This is a genomic window from Nocardioides sp. Root682, from assembly GCF_001427795.1.
Lineage (GTDB): Bacteria > Actinomycetota > Actinomycetes > Propionibacteriales > Nocardioidaceae > Nocardioides.
Genome location: NZ_LMHJ01000003.1, coordinates 1,071,430 through 1,093,570 on the forward strand (window position 1 = coordinate 1,071,430; position 22,141 = coordinate 1,093,570).

20 protein-coding genes are annotated in these 22,141 nt (G+C 69.7%); 14 read left to right on the forward strand and 6 right to left on the reverse strand.

Translation table 11 applies throughout. The features are described from left to right. The first annotated feature begins 50 nt into the window (after nucleotides 1-50). Nucleotides 51-1,313, forward strand: a complete 1,263-nt coding sequence (locus tag ASD84_RS20410; RefSeq protein WP_200954675.1) for a multidrug effflux MFS transporter — start codon at nucleotides 51-53, stop codon at nucleotides 1,311-1,313. Between the two features lie 7 nt (nucleotides 1,314-1,320). Then, the gene (locus ASD84_RS20415; RefSeq protein WP_056714497.1) at nucleotides 1,321-1,863 is read left to right on the forward strand and encodes a hypothetical protein; all 543 of its coding nucleotides are present in this window, start codon (nucleotides 1,321-1,323) and stop codon (nucleotides 1,861-1,863) included. Here the strand turns inward: ASD84_RS20415 and ASD84_RS20420 are convergent, their stop codons facing one another. The 5 genes from ASD84_RS20420 to glp all read right to left on the reverse strand — a co-directional run bounded on the left by ASD84_RS20420 (nucleotide 1,864) and on the right by glp (nucleotide 8,923). Continuing rightward, nucleotides 1,864-2,379: a pyridoxamine 5'-phosphate oxidase family protein gene (locus ASD84_RS20420; protein WP_056714499.1), complete on the reverse strand. Its 516-nt coding sequence runs from the start codon at nucleotides 2,377-2,379 to the stop codon at nucleotides 1,864-1,866. 159 nt (nucleotides 2,380-2,538) lie between these two features. Next, on the reverse strand, nucleotides 2,539-3,900 hold the full coding sequence (locus ASD84_RS20425) for a maltokinase N-terminal cap-like domain-containing protein (protein ID WP_056714502.1): 1,362 nt from the start codon (nucleotides 3,898-3,900) through the stop codon (nucleotides 2,539-2,541). After that, complete coding sequence (gene treS, locus ASD84_RS20430) at nucleotides 3,897-5,648, reverse strand: maltose alpha-D-glucosyltransferase (protein ID WP_056714506.1); 1,752 nt, start codon at nucleotides 5,646-5,648, stop codon at nucleotides 3,897-3,899. The genes ASD84_RS20425 and treS overlap by 4 nt, the downstream gene beginning before the upstream one ends. Further along, the gene (locus ASD84_RS20435) at nucleotides 5,645-7,687 is read right to left on the reverse strand and encodes a maltotransferase domain-containing protein (RefSeq protein WP_056714509.1); all 2,043 of its coding nucleotides are present in this window, start codon (nucleotides 7,685-7,687) and stop codon (nucleotides 5,645-5,647) included. Before ASD84_RS20435 ends, treS begins: the two co-directional genes overlap by 4 nt. Nucleotides 7,688-7,696: 9 nt before the next feature. Beyond that, a complete protein-coding gene (gene glp / locus ASD84_RS20440) occupies nucleotides 7,697-8,923 on the reverse strand; it encodes a gephyrin-like molybdotransferase Glp (protein WP_056714511.1) in 1,227 nt (408 codons plus the stop codon). Nucleotides 8,924-9,103: 180 nt separating this feature from the next. Between glp and glgP the strand changes: the two genes are divergently transcribed. Continuing rightward, the gene (gene glgP / locus ASD84_RS20445) at nucleotides 9,104-11,689 is read left to right on the forward strand and encodes an alpha-glucan family phosphorylase (protein WP_056714514.1); all 2,586 of its coding nucleotides are present in this window, start codon (nucleotides 9,104-9,106) and stop codon (nucleotides 11,687-11,689) included. A gap of 9 nt (nucleotides 11,690-11,698) precedes the next feature. On the opposite strand, the gene glgX is transcribed toward glgP, so the two are convergent. After that, complete coding sequence (gene glgX, locus ASD84_RS20450) at nucleotides 11,699-13,798, reverse strand: glycogen debranching protein GlgX (protein ID WP_056714518.1); 2,100 nt, start codon at nucleotides 13,796-13,798, stop codon at nucleotides 11,699-11,701. Between the two features lie 118 nt (nucleotides 13,799-13,916). On the opposite strand from glgX, the gene ASD84_RS20455 reads away from it, so the two are divergent. The 11 genes from ASD84_RS20455 to rsfS all read left to right on the forward strand — a co-directional run bounded on the left by ASD84_RS20455 (nucleotide 13,917) and on the right by rsfS (nucleotide 22,140). Continuing rightward, nucleotides 13,917-14,702 carry an enoyl-CoA hydratase/isomerase family protein gene (locus tag ASD84_RS20455; RefSeq protein ID WP_056714521.1) on the forward strand — a complete coding sequence of 262 codons (786 nt, stop codon included), beginning with the start codon at nucleotides 13,917-13,919 and terminating at the stop codon, nucleotides 14,700-14,702. 5 nt (nucleotides 14,703-14,707) lie between these two features. Further along, nucleotides 14,708-15,076, forward strand: coding sequence for a hypothetical protein (locus tag ASD84_RS20460; protein WP_056714523.1), 369 nt, complete (start codon nucleotides 14,708-14,710; stop codon nucleotides 15,074-15,076). Nucleotides 15,077-15,260: 184 nt separating this feature from the next. Beyond that, complete coding sequence (locus tag ASD84_RS20465) at nucleotides 15,261-16,061, forward strand: electron transfer flavoprotein subunit beta/FixA family protein (protein ID WP_056714526.1); 801 nt, start codon at nucleotides 15,261-15,263, stop codon at nucleotides 16,059-16,061. 12 nt (nucleotides 16,062-16,073) lie between these two features. Then, complete coding sequence (locus tag ASD84_RS20470) at nucleotides 16,074-17,036, forward strand: electron transfer flavoprotein subunit alpha/FixB family protein (RefSeq protein ID WP_056714529.1); 963 nt, start codon at nucleotides 16,074-16,076, stop codon at nucleotides 17,034-17,036. 110 nt (nucleotides 17,037-17,146) lie between these two features. Then, nucleotides 17,147-18,433: a phospholipase D-like domain-containing protein gene (locus tag ASD84_RS20475; RefSeq protein WP_056714532.1), complete on the forward strand. Its 1,287-nt coding sequence runs from the start codon at nucleotides 17,147-17,149 to the stop codon at nucleotides 18,431-18,433. 24 nt (nucleotides 18,434-18,457) lie between these two features. Next, a complete protein-coding gene (locus ASD84_RS20480; RefSeq protein ID WP_056714534.1) occupies nucleotides 18,458-19,711 on the forward strand; it encodes a glutamate-5-semialdehyde dehydrogenase in 1,254 nt (417 codons plus the stop codon). Nucleotides 19,712-19,757: 46 nt separating this feature from the next. After that, nucleotides 19,758-20,408, forward strand: a complete 651-nt coding sequence (locus ASD84_RS20485) for a CDP-alcohol phosphatidyltransferase family protein (protein ID WP_056714537.1) — start codon at nucleotides 19,758-19,760, stop codon at nucleotides 20,406-20,408. Nucleotides 20,409-20,421: 13 nt separating this feature from the next. Continuing rightward, complete coding sequence (locus tag ASD84_RS20490; RefSeq protein ID WP_056714540.1) at nucleotides 20,422-20,883, forward strand: VTT domain-containing protein; 462 nt, start codon at nucleotides 20,422-20,424, stop codon at nucleotides 20,881-20,883. 42 nt (nucleotides 20,884-20,925) lie between these two features. Next, entirely contained in the window at nucleotides 20,926-21,090 is a 165-nt protein-coding gene (locus ASD84_RS25595) for a hypothetical protein (RefSeq protein WP_200954674.1), read from the forward strand. Between the two features lie 7 nt (nucleotides 21,091-21,097). Further along, nucleotides 21,098-21,757 (forward strand): nicotinate-nucleotide adenylyltransferase, encoded by a 660-nt coding sequence (gene nadD, locus ASD84_RS20495; RefSeq protein ID WP_268788487.1) that lies wholly within the window; start codon nucleotides 21,098-21,100, stop codon nucleotides 21,755-21,757. Beyond that, nucleotides 21,754-22,140 (forward strand): ribosome silencing factor, encoded by a 387-nt coding sequence (gene rsfS, locus ASD84_RS20500; RefSeq protein ID WP_056714546.1) that lies wholly within the window; start codon nucleotides 21,754-21,756, stop codon nucleotides 22,138-22,140. Before nadD ends, rsfS begins: the two co-directional genes overlap by 4 nt. The last annotated feature ends 1 nt before the right edge of the window (nucleotide 22,141 follow it).

A 22,141-nucleotide genomic window follows, 5' to 3' on the forward strand; every position in this document is an offset into this window, starting at 1 on the left:
GGGTCGTCGGCGACTGACGCTCGCGATGGCGGGAATGATGTGATGCGGGGGTGACCGCGACCCGAGAAGCCACGTCCGCCCGGCTGCTGGTCGTCGTACCGATCGTGCTGGCCTGCCTGTCGATGATCGGGCCGTTCAGCATCGACACGCCGTTCCCGGCGTTCCCGGAGATGCGCGACGACTTCGGTGTCGGCGCAGGTGCGCTCCAGCTCGTCGTGACGGTCTACCTCGGCTCCTTCGCGGCGATGAGTGTCCTCCACGGCCCGATCTCCGATGCCGTGGGTCGCCGGCCCGTCATGCTCGCCTCCCTCGTCGTGTACGTCGCCGCGTCGATCGGCTGCGCCTTCGCGCCGAGCCTCGCCTGGCTCCTCGTGTGCCGCGCCTTCCAGGGCCTGAGCGCCGGTGGCGCCACGATCGTGAGCCGCACGGTGATCCGCGACCTCTTCGAGGGCGCCACGGCGCAGCGGCTGATGAGCCGGGTCGCGGTGATCTTCGGCATCGCACCTGCGATCGGTCCGATCATCGGTGGGCTGGTCCTGCAGCTCGGTGAGTGGCCGCTGGTGTTCGTGTTCCAGGCCGCCCTCGGGGTCGCCCTGATCCTCGCCGTCCTGGTGCTGCTGCCCGAGACCCTGGCGCCCGAACGCCGGGTCGCGTTGCGCGTCGGCGCGGTGCTCGGAGGCCTCACGGCCGTCGTGAAGGAGCCGGCGTTCCACCGGCTCGCCTGGGCGACGTCGCTGATCTTCGGGGCGCAGTTCCTCTACATCGGCGGCGCGGCGATCTTCGTCGTCGACGTGCTCGGCGAGGGCGAGCTCGACTTCTGGAAGCTGTTCGTCCCGATGATCGGCGCGATGATGCTCGGCTCCTGGCTCTGCGGCCGCGCCGCCGGCCGGATGACCGCCCGGCGCCTGATCTCGATCGGCTGCACGATCTCGTTCGTCGGGGGTGTCGTCGGTGTCCTCATCGCGGCCTCGCCCGTCGCCGCCGACCTGCCGTGGGCCGTCATCGGCCTCAGCCTCATCGCCCTCGGCAACGGCCTGACCTACCCGACGATGCAGCTGATGCTGCTCGATCTGTTCCCGCACCGGCTGGGTGCCGCGGTGTCCATGTCGTCGTTCTTCGCCCTGGTCCTCAACGCCGTCACGGCCGTTGCCGTCACCCCCTTCGTCGGCACGTCCGCCCTCGGCTTCGCCACCGCCGCCCTCGTCGGGGTCGGCGGCGGGCAGCTGCTGTGGGCCTGGCACTGCGCGCTCGAGGACCGGGACTGCGCCGTGCAGGGGAGTGCTGTCGATCGGGAGCCGATCGAGCTGCTGTGATGGCACCATGACGCCCGTGCTCCGCGTCATCGTCCTTCCCGTCCTGCTGGTGTCCGTGCTCGGTGGCCTCGCCGGCTGCGGGGAGAACGACGACGTGCGCGCCTCGGACGTCGCGACGCCCAGCGAGTCGGCCGAGGACTTCGCCCGGCGCGCCTTCGCCGAGATCGACGTCGCCGCGACCTGTCCGGAGCTCGAGAAGGCCTGGGACACGTACCTCGACCCGACGACCCGCGCCGTCGTACGCCGCTTGGTGCCGTGCGACCGCAAGGCTCTGGCGGCGACGTACCCGCTGGAATCGGTGCGCCGCTACGACGACTACAGGTACATGGACACCCCTCGGCCGGACGCTGTCGCGGATGCCGACGAGATCCTCGAGGCTGAGCTCGACGCACCGGAACCCGAGTACGCCGACTCCTTCACCTACGAGGTGTTCCTCCGTGCTGGCTGGCTCGTCCTCACGACCGGTGCCGAGCACACGTTGTTCAACACGACGTTCGATGCCCTGGACGGGTGCCTGGACACCAAGGACGGATGTCGCTTCTCCGGGTGACTACTCGGCGCGCCACGTTTGGCGCGGCGCGAACCCGCTCCGTCGCAACCAGTGTTCGGTGTACAGGATCCGGTGCGGCGTGATGATCGTCAGCGGGTCCGACGGCGGTACGTCGACGGGGCGGCCGCGCTCGGCGTGGTCGGACTGCCAGCGCACGGCCTCCCAGTAGCGGTCCGCCTCAGGCGCGGAACGCTCGATGGTGCGCGCCGTACCGAAGAGCTGGACGCCACGGCTGCTGGCCTGCCCGACGAGGGGCGCGAAGATCCCGGCCGACACCCGCTCGTCGCGTTCGATGTTGCGCGACTTCACCGAGGTGTTCCAGCTCGTGTAGAAGATCTCGAACTCGAGGCTGAAGTACCGCACCGGTGTGGCCGCGGGGGAGCCGTCCTTGTTGATCGTGGCGACCACGGCCATGTTCTGCGACGAGAGCAGGTTGAGGATCCGCTCCTCGAGTTCGTCGCGCGGCAGGGCCTGGGTGGGCGGCGGTCCGGTGAGCCAGGGGTTCGTGAGCGGCATGGGTGATCCTCTCAGGGGGCTCCGAATCGAGTGGCGGGTGCACATCCGCCCCTGCGACGATCCACGCGGTGTTCTGCCCTGCGACGCAGCGCGCTGATTGGGCGGAACTGGCGCCCAGCGCAGCGCTGCGGCTGCCACTTCCGCCCATCCGGTGTGCGATCAGCCGGTGGTGAGGCGCTCGACCCCTGCCAGCGGGATCGACAGCCACGCCGGGCGGTTCCGCGCTTCGTACACGCACTCGTAGATCGCCTTGTCGACGACGTACGCCGTCAGCACGGCGCGGTCGGAGTCGCTCAGCCCACCCTCACCGCAGTACGACGCCAGGAAGGCCTTGCGGTTGCGGCGGGCCCACTCGTCGGCGCGGACGGCGCGCTGGTGTGCGGCGTCGGGGTCCTCCTCGGGCAGGGAGGCGGCCACCGCATGGGGGGCGTAGTCGAACGAGCGGGTCATGCCGGCGACGTCGCGCCAGGGGGAGTCGGGAAGCAGGCGCTCGGCGAGCGTCTTGGCCGGCTCGCCCTCGAAGTCGACGAGCTTCCAACCCGCGACCGTGCGCAGGGTCTGGCCGAGGTGGAGGTCGCCGTGCACGCGCTGGACGGCGAGGTCGCCCTGTCCGGCGAGCGCGGAGAACACGGCGCGGGCACCGTCGGCGTACGCCTGCAGCGCCGGGACGACCTCGATCGCGTCCTCCAGGCGGCGGGTCATCGTTCGTGCCACGTCTGCCGCGGCGACGACCGCGGTGGGGAAGGAGGCGCGCAGCTGCCCGTGCACCTCGGCCAGCGCTTCGCCGAGCCGGGTGGCCTCGCTGGCGAAGTCGCCACCGACCTCCTCGGCGTGCAGGTCGGCCTCGGCGAACAGGTCGCGCACGCTGGCCAGTGCCTGCTCCCAGCCGTCGCTCGCCGTCCGCAGGAACTGCTGCAGCATCGCGAGGTGGAGGCCGTCGGCCTCGATCCAGCCGTAGAGCGCGGCGACGTGCGTGGAGCCCGCCTCGGTGAGGACCTGGTGCGTCGTGATGTCGGGGTTCTCTCCCGGAGTGACCTTGCGGAAGATCTTCAGCACCGAGTCGTCTCCGTAGAGCACCGACGAGTTGGACTGCTCGCCGCTGAAGAGCGCCGGGACCGCGTCCAGGTCGAGGTCGTGGCCCTCGAGCCGGACGAACTCGAGGCCGGTGGTCTCGAGATGGCCGGCCTCCTCGACCTGCGCGACGGCGAAGGCACGCAGGTAGCCCGCCATCGCATCGCGGTCCTGCACGGCGTCGTAGGCGAAGGGCCCGGACTCCGAACCCTCCGGCCAGCGCCCCACGAGCGCGTGCTCGAGACGGTCCTGCGGGGCGTCGTACAGGGAGAGCGGCAGCTGGTAGAGCTCCCGGTCGCCCTCGGAGTAGGTGACCTCGACCAGTACGACGACCACCTCGGGATCACTCCCGCCGGACCTGATCGCCCCGACCTGCCGCACACCGGTCACCGTGAACGTGCGCCCCTTGCCGCCGAACCAGCGGCTGTGCGCAAGGAATTGCTCGATCACAGCACCGGCCTCCCCGAGGTGTCGGGATTCGTGAGTCGGAACCAGTAGAAGCCGTGTCCGCTCAGGGTCAGCAGGTAGGGCAGCTCGCCGATCCGAGGGAACGGGACGCCGCCGAGGAGCTCGACGGGCACCCGCCCTTCGTAGCGGCGCAGGTCCAGCTCGACGGGCTGCGGGAAGCGGGACAGGTTGTTGACGCACAGGATGACGTCGTCGTCCTCCGCCTGATCCGGACCCGCGGGGTGGGACCCGTGCTCGCGGACGTACGACAGCACGGTGGGGTTCGAGCCGCCCAGGTCGGTGAAGGTCCCGAGCCCGAACGCGTCGTGGCCGCGGCGAATGTGGATCATGCGCCGGGTCCAGTGCAGCAGCGAGGACGGGTTCTCCAGCTGGGCCTCGACGTTGACGCTCTGGTAGCCGTAGACGGGGTCCTGGATCGCGGGAAGGTGGAGCTTGCCGGGGGTCGCTGCGGAGAAGCCGGCGTTGCGGTCGGGCGTCCACTGCATCGGCGTACGCACGCCGTCGCGGTCACCGAGCCAGATGTTGTCGCCCATCCCGATCTCGTCGCCGTAGTACAGGACGGGGGATCCGGGCAGGGACAGCAGCAGCGCGGTGAACAGCTCGATCTGGTTGGTGTCGTTGTCGAGCAGGGGCGCGAGCCTGCGGCGGATGCCGATGTTGGCCTTCATGCGTGGGTCCTTGGCGTACTCGCCCCACATGTAGTCACGGTCCTCGTCGGTCACCATCTCGAGCGTCAGCTCGTCGTGGTTGCGCAGGAAGATGCCCCACTGGCAGCCGGACGGGATCGCCGGCGTCTGCTCCATGATCTCCGAGATCGGGAAGCGCGACTCGCGGCGTACGGCCATGAAGATGCGCGGCATCACCGGGAAGTGGAAGGCCATGTGGCACTCGGTCCCGATGACCTCGCCGTTGTCGAGCAGCTCGGGTCCGAAGTACTCCACGACGTCCGTCGGCCACTGGTTCGCCTCGCACAGCAGCACCCGGCCGGGATAGTTCTCGTCGACGAACCGGCGCACCTTGCGCAGGAACTCGTGGGTCTCGGGCAGGTTCTCGCCGTTGGTGCCCGGCCGCTCGTAGAGGTACGGCACGGCGTCGAGCCGGAAGCCGTCGAGACCCATGTCGAGCCAGAACGACATGGCCTCGATCATCGCGTCGTGCACAGCCGGGTTGTCGAAGTTCAGGTCCGGCTGGTGGTGGAAGAACCGGTGCCAGAAGTACTGACCGCGGACCTGGTCCCACGTCCAGTTCGACGGCTCGGTGTCGACGAAGATGACCCGCGCGTCCTGGTAGAGCTCGTCGGTGTCGGACCACACGTAGAAGTCGCCGTACGGACCTTCGGGGTCGGACCGGGACGCCTGGAACCACGGGTGCTGGTCACTGGTGTGGTTCATGACGAAGTCGATGATCACGCGGATGCCGCGTTCGTGTGCCGCGTCGAGGAACGCGTGGAAGTCCTCGGCCGTCCCGATCTCGGGGAGCACGCCGGTGTAGTCCGCGACGTCGTACCCGCCGTCGCGCAGCGGGGAGGGGAAGAACGGCGGCACCCACAGGCAGTCGACGCCGAGCCACTGGAGGTAGTCGAGCTTCTCCGTCAGTCCCCGGAAGTCGCCCGTGCCGTCACCGTTCGAGTCACGGAACGAGCGCACCAGCACTTCGTAGAAGACAGCGGTGCGGAACCACTCGGGCTCGTCGTTCAGCACAGTGGTCGAGCCTGTCGAGACCCCGCTCATGTATGTCCTTTCACGCTCAGGATGTGGGCCGGCTGCGTCGGGTCGAGCCGGACGTAGTTGTCGGCGCCCCAGGTCCAGTCCGCGCCGCTGATCTCGTCGTGGACGGCGAACGAGCTGCCGGGAGCCAGGCCCAGGGCGGCCAGGTCGAGGTGCACCATCGTCTCGCGCACCTGGTGGGGATCGAGGTTGAGCACGACGATCACCCGGTCCCCAAGGTCGTCGAGTAGGGCCGCCGAGGAACGAGGCGGGTCGTATCGAGACGCCTTGCTGAAGCACAGCACGTGCTCCTCGTCCGTCGGGTGCACGGTGAGGTTGCGCAGCAGCTGCAGCGCCGGGTGCGCCCGCCGGATCGCGTTCAGCCTCGTGACGTACGACGCCAGGCCGGTGGCGTCCGGACCCCAGTCCCGAACGCGGATCTGGTACTTCTCCGAGTCGAGGTACTCCTCGCTGCCCGGCTTCACGGCCACGTGCTCGCCGAGCTCGTACCCGGCGTACATGCCCCACGTGGGTGAGGACATCGCCGCGAGCACGGCCCGGATCCGGAAGGCAGCCGTGCCGCCGTACTGCAGGAACTCGTGGAGGATGTCGGGAGTGTTGACGAAGAAGTTCGGCCGCATCCGGTGGGCGGACTCGTGCGACACCTCGCGGAGGTAGTCCTCGATGTCGACCTTCGCGGTGCGCCAGGTGAAGTAGGTGTACGACTGGTGGAAGCCGATCGCGCCGAGGGTCTGCATCATCGGCGGCTTCGTGAACGCCTCCGCCAGGAACAGCACGTCCGGGTCGGTCTGGCGCACCTCGGCCAGCAGCCACTCCCAGAACGCGACCGGCTTGGTGTGCGGGTTGTCGACGCGGAAGATCCGCACGCCGTGCGCCATCCAGTGGCGTACGACGCGCAGCACCTCGGTGGCGAGGCTGTCCGGGTGGTCGTACGGATGAGCGTCGAAGTTGACCGGGTAGATGTCCTGGTACTTCTTCGGCGGGTTCTCGGCATAGGCGATCGAGCCGTCGGCGCGGGTGGTGAACCACTCGGGATGCGCGGCCACCCACGGGTGATCAGGAGCCGCCTGCAGGGCGAGGTCGAGCGCGACCTCCAGGTCGAGCGCGGCAGCGGCAGCGACGAAGGCGTCGAAGTCCTCGAGCGTGCCGAGGTCGGGGTGGACGGCGTCGTGGCCGCCGGCTGCGCTGCCGATCGCCCAGGGGGAGCCGGTCCAGTCGGGCGGCAGCGGCTCGCCCTCGGCGAGCACCGTGTTGTTCGGGCCCTTGCGGTTGACCTCGCCGATCGGGTGGATCGGCGGGAGATAGACCACGTCGAAGCCCATCGCCGCGACGGCAGGCAGTCGCTCGGCGGCGGTCCGGAACGTCCCGCTGACCACGTCACCGGCCTGCGGGTCGAAGTGCGCGCCCTCAGAGCGCGGGAAGAACTCGTACCAGCTGCCGAAGAGCGCGCGCGGACGGTCGACGTACACGGGGAACGGACCCTCGACGGTGAGCAGGTCACGCAACGGGTGGGCGCGCAGGACCCCCACCAGCTCAGGTGATTCGAGCTGTGCGAGGCGGGCCTCGGCAGGGCGCTTCTTGTCGCCGGTCGCCTTGATCGCAGCCTGGACCACGCGCTGCTCCGCCTTGGTGAGGCCCGCCACCCGCTCCAGCAGCAGCCGTCCCTCGGCGAACATCAGCTCGGTGTCGATGTCGGCACGGATCTTGATGCCGGCCGCGTGCTGCCAGCTGGCGATCGGGTCGGACCAGGCGTGCACCTCGAAGGTCCACGGTCCGACGGCGTCGGCCTGGACCCACGCCTCGTGGCGATCGACCGAGTGTCGGTCCGTTGCCACGACCGGACTCATCCGGGCGGGCGGCTGGCGGGTGCCGTCGGGGGCGATGAGCACGACCTCGGCGCCGAGCCGGTCGTGACCCTCGCGGAACACGGTGGCTCTGACGGGGAACGGTTCACCGATGCTCGCCTTTGCTGCCAGCCGGTCACCGGTGGCGCCGGCCGCCAGCAGCGGCTCGATGTCGATCACGGGGATGCGTCCGACCATGTTTCGAACCTATCCGGAAGTCAGGTCCCACACGGCGACCGCATCGCCCGCCTGCAGCGGGCTGCCGTCGGCGGGCAGGTCGATGAGGGCGTCGGCTCCAGCGAACCAACCGAGGAATCCCGAGCCGGGCGGACCCCACGGCGTGACGGTGCCAGCGTTGCGGTCGAGTCGTGCGCGGCGCAGCTGCCGCTTGCCCCGGAGGGGGTTCAGCGGCTCGGTCAGGGTCGCGTGCACCACCGGTCGTTGCGGGTGCGGATGGCCGGCCGCGCTGCGCAGCGCCGGCCGCACGAAGACCTCGTACGACGTCAGTGCGCTCACCGGGTTCCCGGGGAGACAGACGACGGGAACCCCGCCGACGACCCCCGAACCCTGCGGCATCCCGGGCTGCATGGCGACCTTCACGAACTCCACGCCGCGCGGCCCGAGCGCGTCCTTCACGACCTCGTAGGCGCCGGCGCTGACCCCACCCGACGTCAGCACCAGGTCGATGTCGCCTGCGGCGGTCTCGGCGTCGAGCAGGGCGAGAAAGGCAGGCACGTCGTCGGCCACCCATAGCTTGCGGACGGCGACCGCCCCCGCCTCCTCCACGGCGGCGGCCAGCAGCGCGCCGTTGGCGTCCCGGATCTGTCCGGACCCCGGGGCCGGGTCCTCGGCCAGCTCCGACCCGGTCGAGCAGACCAGCACCCGTGGTCGACGTCGTACGACGACCTCGGCGATGCCGAGCGCCGCCAGCACGCCGATCTGGGCGGGCCCGAGGACCGCACCCGCGGCGAGGACCTCCTGGCCGACCGCGACGTCGGAACCGGCAGGCCGGACGAACGAGCCGACCTCCCTGGCCTGGCTGATCGCGACCTTGTCCGTTCCGCCGTCGGTGACCTCCACCTCGACGATCGCGTCCGCGCCTCGCGGGACCGGGGCGCCGGTCATGATCCGCAGCGCGCTGCCGGGCGCGAGGTCGCTCACCGGTGCACCGGCCGGGATGTCGCCGGCAACCGGGACGAGGACGGGGGAGTCGGGCGTTGCCGCTGCGATGTCGGCTGCGCGCACGGCGTAGCCGTCCATGGCCGAGTTGTCGAAGGAAGGCAGCGCCTCGGGGGCGGCGACGGCGACGGCCAGGACCCGCCCGCGCGCCTCGGCGAGGGCAATGGGCTCCTCGGCGCCAACGCGCTGTGCGAGGAGGGCAGCGACGTGCTGCTGGTGGTCGGCGACGGAGCGGAGGGCTGGGGTCGTGGTCATTGGTTCCACCCTAGGACCCCACGACGAAGACGCGCCCGCCCAAAAGACAGCGAGGCGAGGTGGCCCCCATGACCACCCCGCCCGCTAGTACCAGTTCAACGGCGTCAGCGGCCCGTCGTTACGGAACCTTCTCCGCCAATCTCTTGGATCGTTCAAGTCCCATTGGCTACGGTCGGACACATGCGTGCGATCCGAAGGTTCACGGTCCGCCCCGTCCTGCCCGACGCGCTTGCCTCCCTCGGCGAGCTCGCGGCCAACCTGCGCTGGTCCTGGCATCCACCGACCCAGGAGCTCTTCGCGACGGTCGATCCCGACCTCTGGTTGAGCACCAGCCACGACCCGACCCGGCTGCTGGGCGAGGTCTCGGCCGAGCGCTGGGCAGAGCTGGCCGCCGACGAGTCCTACGTCGCGCGGGTCGCCGCGGTGCGTGCCGACCTGGCGTCGTACCTCGACGGGGAACGCTGGTACCAGCGCGCCAGTGCGGCCGAGCCGGAGGCGACCTGGCCGGCAGCCATCGCGTACTTCTCGCCGGAGTTCGGCATCACGGCGGTCCTGCCGCAGTACTCCGGAGGTCTCGGGATCCTCGCCGGCGACCACCTCAAGGCGGCCAGCGACCTCGGCGTCCCGATCGTCGGCGTCGGTCTCCTCTACCGCCACGGCTACTTCAAGCAGGCGCTGTCGCACGAGGGCTGGCAGCAGGAGAGCTACCCCGTCCTCGACCCCGACGGCCTCCCGCTGTCGCCCCTGGTCGAGCCGTCCGGTGAGCGCGCCACCGTGTCGCTCCGGATGCCGGACGGCCCGGACCTGCTCGCCCGGATCTGGGTCGCGTCCGTCGGCCGGGTGCCGTTGCTGCTGCTCGACACCGATCTCGAGGAGAACCCCGAGCACTACCGCCTCATCACCGACCGGTTGTACGGCGGCAACACCGAGCACCGGTTGCGCCAGGAGCTCCTGCTCGGCGTCGGTGGAGTCCGGGCCCTGCGCGTGCACGCCCGGATCACCGGCGCCCCGGCGCCGGAGGTGTTCCACACCAACGAGGGTCACGCCGGATTCCTCGGTGTGGAGCGGATCCGCGAGCTCACGGTCGACAGCGACCTGGACTTCGCCACCGCACTGGAGATCGGCCGCGCGTCGACGGTCTTCACGACGCACACGCCGGTCCCGGCCGGCATCGACCGCTTCCCGCGCACGCTCGTCGAGCAGTACCTCGGCGAGCACGGCGCGACCCCCGGCGTGCCCGTCGACGAGGTGCTCGGGCTCGGCGCCGAGGACTTCGACGGCGGCGACCCCGGCGTCTTCAACATGGCGGTGATGGGGTTCCGGCTGGCCCAGCGCGCCAACGGTGTCTCCCAGCTGCACGGTCATGTCAGTCGCGGGATGTTCAACGGCCTGTGGCCGGCCTTCGACGAGGCCGAGGTGCCGATCTCGTCGATCACCAACGGCGTGCACGCGCCGACGTGGGTGGCCCCCGAGGTGCTGGCCCTGGCCGCTGCCGAGGGTGGGGATCCGGAGGACGACGACGCGGAGGCGTTCTGGGCAGCGTTCGCGAAGGTCTCGGGCCCCGACGTCTGGCGCACCAAGCGGGCGCTTCGCGAGCGGCTCGTCGCGGACGCTCGCCGTCGGCTGCGGCGGTCGTGGGAGAAGCGCGGCGCGGCGCCGGCCGAGCTGAGCTGGATCGACGAGGCGCTCGACCCGGACGTGCTGACCATCGGGTTCGCGCGGCGCGTGCCGTCGTACAAGCGACTGACGCTGATGTTGCGCGACCCCGCGCGCCTCAAGGCCCTTCTGCTCCACCCCGAGCGCCCGATCCAGCTCGTGGTGGCCGGCAAGTCGCACCCCGCGGACGACGGTGGCAAGCGGCTGATCCAGGAACTGGTGCGCTTCGCGGACGCCGAGGACGTGCGGCACCGGATCGTGTTCCTGCCCAACTACGACATCGCGCTCGCCCTCCCGCTCTACCCGGGGTGTGACGTGTGGCTGAACAACCCCCTGCGGCCCTACGAGGCCTGCGGAACCTCCGGCATGAAGGCCGCGCTCAACGGTGGGCTCAACCTCTCGATCCTCGACGGTTGGTGGGACGAGTGGTACGACCCGGAGTTCGGCTGGCCGATCCCGTCCGCCGACGGTCTGGAGGACTACTCCGACAAGCGTGACGACCTCGAGGCCTCCGCGCTCTACGACCTGATCGAGACCGAGGTCGCGCCACGCTTCTACGACCTCGACCACGAAGGCGTTCCGGCCCGCTGGGTCGAGATGTTGCGCCACACCTGGACCACCCTCGGTCCCAAGGTGCTCGCGACCCGGATGGTCCGCGACTACGTCGCCCAGCTCTACGCACCGGCGGTCCGCAACGCACGCACCCTGGCCGCGACCGAGCACGGCGCCCGCGACCTCGCCGCCTGGAAGGCGCGCGTGCGTGCGGTCTGGCCGCAGGTCCGGGTCGAGCACGTCGAGGCCCAGGGCGTCGAGGACGCCGCCGAGGTCGGCGCCCGCCTGGCCGTGCACTCCTACGTCGCCCTCGGTGATCTCGCGCCCGGTGACGTCCAGGTCCAGCTGGTCCACGGCCGCGTCGACGCCGAGGACGACATCGTCGATGCCAGGACGACCCCGCTCACCCTCGTCGAGTCGTACGACGGCGGGCGGCACCGCTTCGACGGCGAGGTCGAGCTCGGCCGCCCCGGCCCGTTCGGCTACACGGTCCGGGTCCTCCCCACCCATCCGCTGCTGGTCGCGCCCGCGGAGCTGGGGGTCGTGGCGCTCGCCTGAGCGGGGACGCTACGCCTCGGTCTCCTGCATCACCACGACGCTCCGCGGCCCGATCACCAGCTCCTCACCCACCACCAGCTTCGTCCCGGACGACAGGTCGGGATCGGTCGACAGGACGACGGTGCCGGTGTGGACCCAGTCGTTCTCGGGGAAGAACACCGTGACCGGCTCGGCGCCGGTGTGGAACCACAGCAGGAACGACGAGTCGATCTGCTGCTCGCCGCGCGGGCCGGGGGCGCGCAGCGGCTTGCCGGACACGAACATGCCGATCGTGTCGAGGTCGGCGTCGTACCAGTCCTGGTCGGTCATCTCTCGCCCCGACGGGTGCAGCCACGCGAGGTCCTTCGGGCCGCCGATGATGGTGGGGCGCCCCTCGAACCAGTGCCGCTGCCGCAGTGCCGGGTGGTCGCGGCGCAGCTGCAGCGCAGCCCGCGTGACGGAGTAGACGTCGAGCCACGCGTTGTCCGCGCGCCAGTCGATCCACGAGATCTCGTTGTCCTGGCAGTACGGGTTGTTGTTGCCGCCCTGGGTGCGACCGCGCTCGTCGCCGGCGGTCAGCATCGGTACGCCGTTGGACAGGCACAGCGTCGCCATCAGGTTCGCCGCCTGGCGCCGCCTCAGCGCAAGGATCCCCGGATCGGACGTCTCGCCCTCGACGCCGTGGTTCCACGACCGGTTGTTGTCGGTGCCGTCGCGGTTGTCCTCGCCGTTGGCCTCGTTGTGCTTGTGGTCGTAGGAGACGAGGTCGCGCACGGTGAAGCCGTCGTGGGCAGTGATGAAGTTGACCGAGTTGTACGCCGACCGGCCGTCGTCGGCGTACAGGTCAGAGGAGCCGGCCAACCGGGTGGCGACCGCGTGCGAGCCCTGAGTCTCGCCTCGCCAGAAGTCTCGGATGGTGTCGCGGAACTGGTCGTTCCACTCCACCCACGGCGGTGGCATGCCGCCGACGAGGTAGCCGTCCATCGACACGTCCCACGGCTCGGCGATCAGCTTCACGTGGCGCAGCACGGGGTCCTGCCCGATCGCGATCAGCAGCTTGCAGGCCATGTCGACGCGGATCGCGTCAGGCCCGGCCGTGCGGGTGATCGCCGACATCAGGTCGAACCGGAAGCCGTCGACGTGCATCTCGCTGACCCAGTAGCGCAGCGAGTCGAGGATCAGCCGCAGCGCCAGGGGGTCCTCGGAGTTCACCGTGTTGCCGCAGCCGGTCACGTCCCAGTACGTGTCGTCGTACTCCCCGTCCACGGGCGGGACGCGGCGGTAGAAGCCGCGGTCGTCGAGTCCCCGGAAGGAGTACGTCGGCCCGTCCGGCCCGGCTTCGGCGGTGTGGTTGTAGACGACGTCGAGGATGACCTCGATCCCGGCGGCGTGCAGGTCCTTGACCATCTGCTTGAACTCGGCGACCTGCTGTCCGCGGTCACCGGACGACGAGTAGCCCGCGTCCGGGGCGAAGTAGCTGACCGGGTTGTAGCCCCAGTAGTTGACGGTCCCGCGTTCGACGAGCGCCGGCTCGGAGAAGAACTGGTGGACGGGGAGCAGCTCGACCGCGGTGACGCCGAGGTCGCGCAGGTAGTCGGTGACGACCGGGTGGCCGAGCCCGGCGTAGGTGCCGCGCAGCTCCTCGGGGATCCGGTCGTGCAGCTTGGTGAAGCCCTTGACGTGGAGCTCGTAGATGACCGAGTCGAGCCACCGCCGCCGGATCGGGGTGTCGTCCGACCAGTCGAAGGACGGGTCGACCACGACGCTGGTGGCGTGGCCCGCGGTGCCGGACACGGCGAGGCCGTAGGGGTCGAGCAGGAGCGTCTCGGGCTCGAACCGCATGCCTTCGGCGGCATCGCTCGGCCCTTCGGCGCGGTAGCCGTAGCGCGTGCCCGGCTCGATGTCGGGCAGCGCGCCGTGCCAGATGCCCAGCGACTGCTCGGTCAGGGCGAAGCGCTGTTCGCCGTCGCCGGGCGCGTCATCGAGCAGGCAGAGCCACATGCCGGTCGCGTTGGGGGAGTAGACGGCGAAGTTCGTCGACTCGGGAGACCACGTCGCGCCCAGCGGCCAGTTGCGCCCGGGCCACACCGCGGCACGTTCATCGAGGGATCGCCAGAGGCCGGGAGTCACTCGGTCATTGTGCCGTCAATGTGTTCATGTCCCGGGGGTTCTGTACACCGAGGGGGTCAGGAGCGGCACAATGCGCAGGGGAGCCCCACCAGTACGTCACCACCATGAGAGGGAGCACATGACCAGCGAGTTCGTGCGTCTGGAAGTTGCCGACGGCGTCGGCACGATCCGGCTCGACCGCCCGAAGGCGATGAACGCCATCAGCATCCAGGTCCAGGACGAGCTGCGTGTCGCGGCCGCCGAGGCCACGGCGCGGGCCGATGTGCGTGCGGTGGTGGTCTGGGGCGGGGAGAAGGTCTTCGCCGCCGGCAACGACGTCAAGGAGATGTCGACGATGTCCTACACGGACATGGTCGACCGGGTCGAGGCGCTCCAGGGCGCTGTCAATGCGATCGCTCGGATCCCCAAGCCCGTGGTCGCCGCGGTCAACGGCTACGCCCTCGGCGGCGGCTGCGAGCTCGCGCTGGCCGCCGACCTCCGGTTCGCTGCGGAGAACGCCGTCCTCGGCCAGCCCGAGGTGCTGCTCGGCATCATTCCGGGTGCCGGTGGCACCCAGCGGCTGCCGCGCCTGATCGGCCCCAGCCGGGCCAAGGACCTGCTCTACAGCGGTCGCTTCGTCAAGGCCGAGGAGGCTCTGGCCATCGGTCTGGTCGACCGGGTGGTCCCCGCTGCCGACGTCTACACCGAAGCAGTTGCCTGGGCTGCACGCTTCGCCACCGCGGCGCCGTACGCCCTGCGCGCCATCAAGGAGTCCGTGGACCGTGGCCTCGAGGCCGACCTCGAGACGGGACTGCAGATCGAGCGACAGCACTTCTCGTCGGTCTTCGCGACCGAGGACAGCCGGACCGGAATGCAGTCCTTCATCGAGAACGGGCCGGGCAAGGCCACCTTCGAAGGAAGGTGAGCGGCATGTCGGACAACGTCGAGGAGACCGGGACGCCCATCGCCGATCCGGGTCCGTCGAGCCGCACGTTGGCTGCGGCGCGCTGGCGCGACCTCGCCGCACGGGTGATCTGGGGGGTCTGTGTGACGCTCGCCCTGATCCTCGCCGCAGCGGCGTTCACCTTCGCCCTCGAGGCCAATGCCAACAACGACCTGGTGAAGATCGTGCGCGACCTGGCCAACGCCTTCGACCTCGGCTTCTTCGACCTGGACAACCCGGTCAAGGAGTTCACGGGCAAGAACGACCTGGTCAAGACGGCCCTGTTCAACTACGGGATCGCCGCCGTCGTCTACCTCGTCGTCGGGCGGCTCCTCGAGCGGGTCATCCGGCCCTGAGGCACTCGCCCGGCCGCCAAGGAACAGGCCGTGTGTGAGGTAGTCCACTGCGATGCGGTTTCCGCCGCGGCGTACCGGACGGTAGCCTGCCGAACGCTGTCCTGAAGAGGACCACACAGTTGTTCCCTGTGCCAACTACGGCGCGGGGCTCGTTGCACAGGAAGGGGCCGGTCCGGCCACAACCATGACTCTCTCCAACATTGTCGTTCTTGTGAAGTACGTTCCCGACGCCACGGGCGACCGGAAGTTCGAGGCGGACAACACTGTTGACCGCGTCGGCGTCGACGGTCTCCTCTCGGAGCTCGACGAGTACGCCGTCGAGCAGGCTCTCCAGCTGAAGGAGAAGCGCCCCGACGACGAGATCACCGTCACCGCCCTGACCGTCGGCCCCGCCGCGGCCGAGGCCGCCGTGCGCAAGGCGCTGCAGATGGGCGCCGACAAGGCCGTCCACGTGCAGGACGACGCGATCGCCGGTTCGGACGCCATCGCCACCTCGCTGGTGCTCGCCAAGGCGATCGAGAAGATCGGTGTTCCCGAGCTGATCATCGGTGGCCTCGCGTCGACCGACGCCGGCCTGAGCGTGGTGCCGGCGATGCTGGCCGAGCGCCTCGGCCTGCCGCAGGTCACCCTCGCGGCCGTGGTCGAGAGCCAGGGCGACCAGGTCCGCATCAAGCGTGACGGCGACTCGGCGACCGAGGTCGTCGGTGGCACGCTGCCGCTGGTCCTCTCGGTCACCGACCAGTCGGGCGAGGCCCGTTACCCGTCCTTCAAGGGCATCATGGCGGCGAAGAAGAAGCCCCTCGAGGCGCTCACCCTCGCCGACATCGGCGTGGACGCTTCCGAGGTCGGCATCGACGCAGCCTGGACCAAGGTCGAGACCGTGACCGAACGCCCGGCGCGCACCGCCGGCGAGATCGTCAAGGACGAGGACGGATCGGGCGCCACGGCGCTGGTCGAGTTCCTTGCTTCCAAGAAGTTCATCTGAGGAGCCTGAGCCATGTCTGAAGTTCTCGTTCTCGTCGACCACGTCGACGGTGCAGTCAAGAAGCCCACGTACGAGCTGCTGGCGATCGCCAAGCGGATCGGCTCCCCCTCGGCCGTCTTCATCGGTGGCGCCGACAAGGCCGCCGCTGCTGCTGACGCCGTCAAGGCGTACGGCGCCGACAAGGTCTACGTCGTCGACGACACGGAGATCAAGGGCTACCTCGTGGCCCCCAAGGCCGAGGTGCTCGAGCAGATCGCTGCCGCCGCTTCGCCTGCCGCGATCCTGATCCCGGCCTCCGCCGAGGGCAAGGAGATCGCCGGTCGCCTGGCGATCAAGCTCTCCTCGGGCCTGATCACCGACGCCGTGGACGTCCAGGTCAACGGTGGCGACATCGTCACGACCCAGTCCGTCTTCGCCGGCAACTTCACGGTCGAGGCCAAGGTGGTCAAGGGCACGCCGATCATCGCGGTCAAGCCCAACGCTGCCGCTCCCGAAGAGGCCGCTGGTGCCGGTGCCGTCGAGCAGTTCGCCGCCACCATCTCCGACGGCGCCAAGACTGCCCAGATCGTGGCCTCGCAGCCGCGTCAGGCCACCGGTCGCCCCGAGCTCACCGAGGCCGCGATCGTGGTCTCCGGTGGTCGTGGCACCGGCGGTGACTTCACCGCGGTCGAGGGCCTCGCCGACGCACTCGGTGCGGCCGTGGGCGCCTCGCGTGCCGCTGTCGACTCCGGCTGGAAGCCGCACGCCTTCCAGGTCGGCCAGACCGGCAAGGTCGTCTCGCCGCAGCTGTACGTCGCGAACGGCATCTCCGGTGCGATCCAGCACCGGGCCGGCATGCAGACCTCGAAGACCATCGTGGCCGTCAACAAGGACGAAGAGGCCCCGATCTTCGAGCTCGTCGACTTCGGCGTCGTGGGGGACCTGCACTCCGTGCTGCCCGCCGCCACCGCCGAGATCGTCAAGCGCAAGGGCTGACGGTTTTCGTTTCATCCGGAGGACGCCGTACTTTGGTGCGGCGTCCTTCGGTGCTTTTCAACAGTTGCATATGACCGCCACAGCAAAACCACTCGGTTAGGGTTCTCTCCATGAAGATCGTCGCTGCAGCTGCGCTGCTCCTGCTCGGCCTGCTCTCGGGCTCGGGTACGGTGCCGGCCGCGAATGCCGCTCCCGCTCCCGTGGCTTCGGCCACGGCTGCGACGGCCGCCGGGGCCGACACGTGGCTGCCGCCGCGCGGCCAGGTCTTCAACATCCCGAACGGTGGTTTCGAGGGCCGCACGGCGATCCTCAAGCGCGTGCACGACGGCATCCGGCACACGCCGGCTGGCGCCACGATCCGGTTCGCGTCGTACAACATCGACCGCAAGGACACCGCAGGCCTCCTCAAGCAGGCGAAGGACCGCGGCGTCAACGTCCAGATCGTCGTCAACGCGAACCTCATCGGTCCGGTGGAGAAGGGTCTGCAGGCCAAGCTGGGCAAGAACCCGGCCCGCCCGAGCTTCCTGATCATCTGCAAGAACGCGTGCCGCAACGGCGCCCCCGGCGGCAACATGCACCAGAAGGTGTACTCCTTCAGCCAGACCGGTGCTGCGCGCGGCGTGATCATCAACAGCTCCGCCAACCTCAGCGGCGGTGCCGTCAACGGCCAGTGGAACGACGCCTTCACCGTCTACGGCAACGCCGATCTGTTCAACAGCTGGCTGACCGTCTTCCGCCAGCTGCGGCTCGACCGCACCGCCTCGCCTCGCCGGATCACCTACCGCACCGAGACCCTGGGGGTGTTCTACCAGCGCTTCGCGGCCCCGCGGGAGACCGTGCGCGTCGCGAGCACCGGCGATGCCCCGCTCGACCGCCTCAACCTCACCTCCTGCAAGACCACCGGTGCCTTCGGCTACCAGAACCGCACGGTGATCCGGATCGCGATGTACGCCTGGTACGGCCCGCGCGGCGCGCGGATCGCGAGGGCGGTGGCTGCCCGCAAGCGTGAGGGCTGCAACGTCGCTGTCATCGGTTCGGTCATCAGCAAGGAAGTCGTGAGCATCCTGCAGCGCTCGGGGATCCCCGTGAAGGCCGCCGACTGGGACTTCGGCCAGAAGCTCTCCACAGGCGGCGAGAAGATGGTCTACGGAACGCGCTGCTACTCCCACCTGAAGGTGCTCACCATCGACGGCACCTACAAGGGCCGTGGTACCAAGGTCGTCTTCACCGGTTCCGAGAACTGGTCGGCGCCTGCGCTCGGCAGCGACGAGGTCACCTACGAGATCCACGACGCGGCCGTGCTGAGCGCCTACAACACGAAGTGGCGTCGGATGTGGGACAGCCGGGACGCCACGCACAAGGTGGGTCTCGAGCCCACCCGTCGTCCCTGCGCCTGAGCCTGAGCAACTACCCTCTGTTCGGTGAGCAGCACTACCGACGACGTCATCAGCGCGGCCCGACGGGCACGTGTCGCCAGCCGAGGGCTGGCGCTCGCCACCAGGGCAGCCAAGGACACCGCCCTGCAGGCCATGGCCGACGCGCTGCTGGCCCGTTCCGGTGAGGTCCTCACGGCCAACGCCGAGGACGTCGCGCGTGCTGTCGACGGCGGTACGCCGGACAACATCATCGACCGCCTGCGGCTGACCGACGCCCGCCTCGCGGACATGGCCCAGGGCCTGCGCGACGTGGCCGGGCTCGCTGACCCCGTCGGTGAGGTGGTGCGCGGAGGCGTGCTCGCCAACGGACTCGAGCTGCGTCAGGTCCGGGTGCCCTTCGGCGTCGTCGGGATGATCTACGAAGCGCGCCCCAACGTCACCGCTGACGCGGCGGGTATCTGCATGAAGTCCGGCAACGCCGTGCTGCTGCGGGGCAGCTCCTCGGCGAGGTCCAGCAACGCCGCCATCGTGGCCGTGCTCCGTGACGCCGTCCAGGCCTGCGGCCTGGAGCCCGACGTGATCCAGCTGGTCCCCGGGGACAGCCACGACAGCGTCAAGGCGCTGATGCGGGCCCGCGGCCTGGTGGACGTCCTCATCCCGCGCGGCGGGGCCGGCCTGATCCAGTCGGTCGTCAACGAGTCGACGGTGCCGGTGATCGAGACCGGCGTCGGCAACTGCCACGTGTACGTCGACGCGGCCGCTGACCTCGACAAGGCGCTGTCGATCGTCCTGAACTCCAAGACGCACCGCACCAGTGTCTGCAACGCGGCTGAATCGCTGCTGGTCCACGCCGACGTGGCGGGGGAGTTCCTGCCCCGCGTGGTCGCCGCGCTCCAGGCCGCAGGCGTCGTCCTGCACGGCGACGACGCGTTCTCGGCGTACGACGACGTCCTGCCGGCGACCGACGACGACTGGGGCAGCGAGTACCTCTCCCTCGACATCGCCGCCCGCGTCGTACCGGACCTCGACGCGGCGCTCGAGCACATCCGGACCTGGTCGAGCGGTCACACCGACGCGATCGTCACCGAGAACCAGGCCGCTGCGCGCCGGTTCGTGGCGGAGGTCGATTCGGCCGCGGTGCTCGTCAATGCGTCGACCCGGTTCACCGACGGAGGCGAGTTCGGGTTCGGCGCGGAGATCGGTATCAGCACCCAGAAGCTGCACGCCCGCGGGCCGATGGGGCTGCCCGAGATGACGTCGACCAAGTACGTCGTCATCGGCGACGGCCACGTTCGTTAGGGGCCGATTCACCGACCGCTCATGGTCGCGCGATAGGTTTCGCGACATGGCAGGCTCCCCGGACCGGATCTACGCAGATCCGTCCGTCGAACGGCTCTTCACCGGAGCCACGATCATCACGTTCATCCGTACGGCCATCACCCTGGCCATCGCCGTCTGGGCGGCGTACGACGAAAGCCTGACCCTGATCGCCGTCGGACTGGTCGTCTACTGGGTGGGCGACAGCATCGACGGCGAGTGGGCGCGCTGGTTCGACTGCGAGACCCGGATGGGCGCGGTCGTCGACATGATGTGCGACCGGCTCAGCTGCGGTGCGTTGTACGTCGGCCTGATCTGGCTCGAGCCGACCGGGTGGCTGAGCGACGAGCCGATGACGTGGATCGGGATCCCGATCGCGATCTACCTGTTCGAGTTCATGGTCATCGACATGTACCTGTCGCTGGCCTTCCTCGCGTGGCCGATCCGCAGCCCCAACTACTTCCACGTCATCGACCGCCGGATCTACCTGTGGAACTGGTCCCGGATCGGGAAGGCGGCCAACTCCGGCGCCTTCGCGGTGATCCTCCTGGCGACCGGCTGGGTGTGGCTCGGCATCGTGATCGCGGTCGCGCTGCTGGTCCTCAAGTGCGTCTCTCTCGGATGGCTGCTGAGGTTGGGGATTCCGATCCCCGCGCGCGAGCAGGCTCCGGCCCAGTGACCCGGGGGCCGGCATGATCCTGTGGCTGACGACGTTCGCCTTCAGCATTGCCTCGGCCCTGCTCCCCTTCCTCCCGATGGAGGTCTACATCGTCGGGGCCGGCGCCGCCGACGGTGGTACGGCGGCCGCGATCGCCCTGGGCATTGCGGCCGGCGCGGGCGCGACCGTCGGCAAGGTGATCTGGTACGAAGCGGCCCGCCGCGGGGCCGACTCGGCCTGGGCCCAGAAGAAGCTGTCCTCCCCGAAGGTGAAGGCGGGCTACGAGAAGTGGGTCGCCCGGATGCAGGGGCGGCCCTGGTACGCCATCGGTGTGATGTTCGTGGCGGCTTCCGTCGGGATCCCGCCGCTGCTGGTCATGGCCGCCGTCGGCGGGCTGCTCAAGATGCCGTTGTGGGCGTTCATCCCGACCGTTTTCATCGGGCGCTCGATCCGCTTCACGCTGCTCTTCCTGGGTGTCGACTTCGCGCTCCACTGACCGGTGCCCACCTCCCGGCCCGGCATTCGATAGGATCCGGCCATGCTCAGCCAGATCAGCACCCTTGCTCTCGCCGTCGTCAGTGCCGCCGAGGAGCACGGCGAGCCCGCCGTCAATCCGTGGTTCGTCGGTGGCGGCGTCCTGGCTCTCCTGCTGCTCCTGCTGATCGCCCTGGTCGCCTTCGGCGGCGGCCGCGAACACAGCTGATCAGCCGGTGTCGGCCTCGGACCCCGGACGGCGCATCCGCCTCGGGGTAATGGGCGGCACCTTCGACCCCATTCACCACGGCCACCTCGTGGCTGCGTCGGAGGTCCAGGGCTGGTTCGGCCTCGACGAGGTCGTGTTCGTCCCCACCGGCCAGCCGTGGCAGAAGGTCGACCGCGCGGTGTCGCCGGCCGAGCACCGCTACCTGATGACGGTGATCGCCACCGCCGCGAATCCGCGGTTCACCGTGAGCCGGGTCGACATCGACCGGATCGGGCCGACGTACACGATCGACACGCTGCGCGACCTGCGCAAGCAGCGGCCGGAAGCCGATCTCTACTTCATCACCGGCTCGGACGCGCTGACCGACATCTTCAGCTGGCGCGACGCCGAAGAGCTCTTCGAGCTGGCCCATTTCGTCGGCTGTACCCGCCCGGGCGCAGAGATGGACCCCGCGACGTTGGCAAAGATTCCGCACGAACGCGTCACCATGGTGGAGATCCCCGCACTGGCGATCTCCTCGACCGACTGCCGCGAGAGGCAACGCAAGGGCCAGCCCGTCTGGTACCTCGTGCCTGACGGCGTCGTGCAATACATCACCAAGCACGGGATCTATCCCCACCCCGTGTCAGACAGCAACACCCTTCACGATCAGTCCGGAGACACATGACCGCCACCGACCACGCCGTCGAGCTCATCCGCGCCGCGGCCCTCGCCGCCGCCGACAAGCTCGCGACCGACCAGCTCGCGTTTGACGTCAGCGAGCAGCTCGCGATCACCGACGCCTTCCTGCTCGCCTCCGGCGCCAACGACCGTCAGGTCCGCGCCATCGTGGAGGAGATCGAGGACAAGCTGCGCGACCTCGGCTCCAAGCCGATCCGCCGCGAGGGCCACCGCGACGGCCGCTGGGTCCTGCTGGACTTCGGCGAGATCGTCATCCACGTGCAGCACAGCGAGGAGCGCGAGTTCTACGCGCTGGAGCGGCTGTGGCGCGACTGCCCGGTCATCGAGCTGCCGGCCGAGATCACGGGACCTGCTTCGGTCGTCGAGTAGC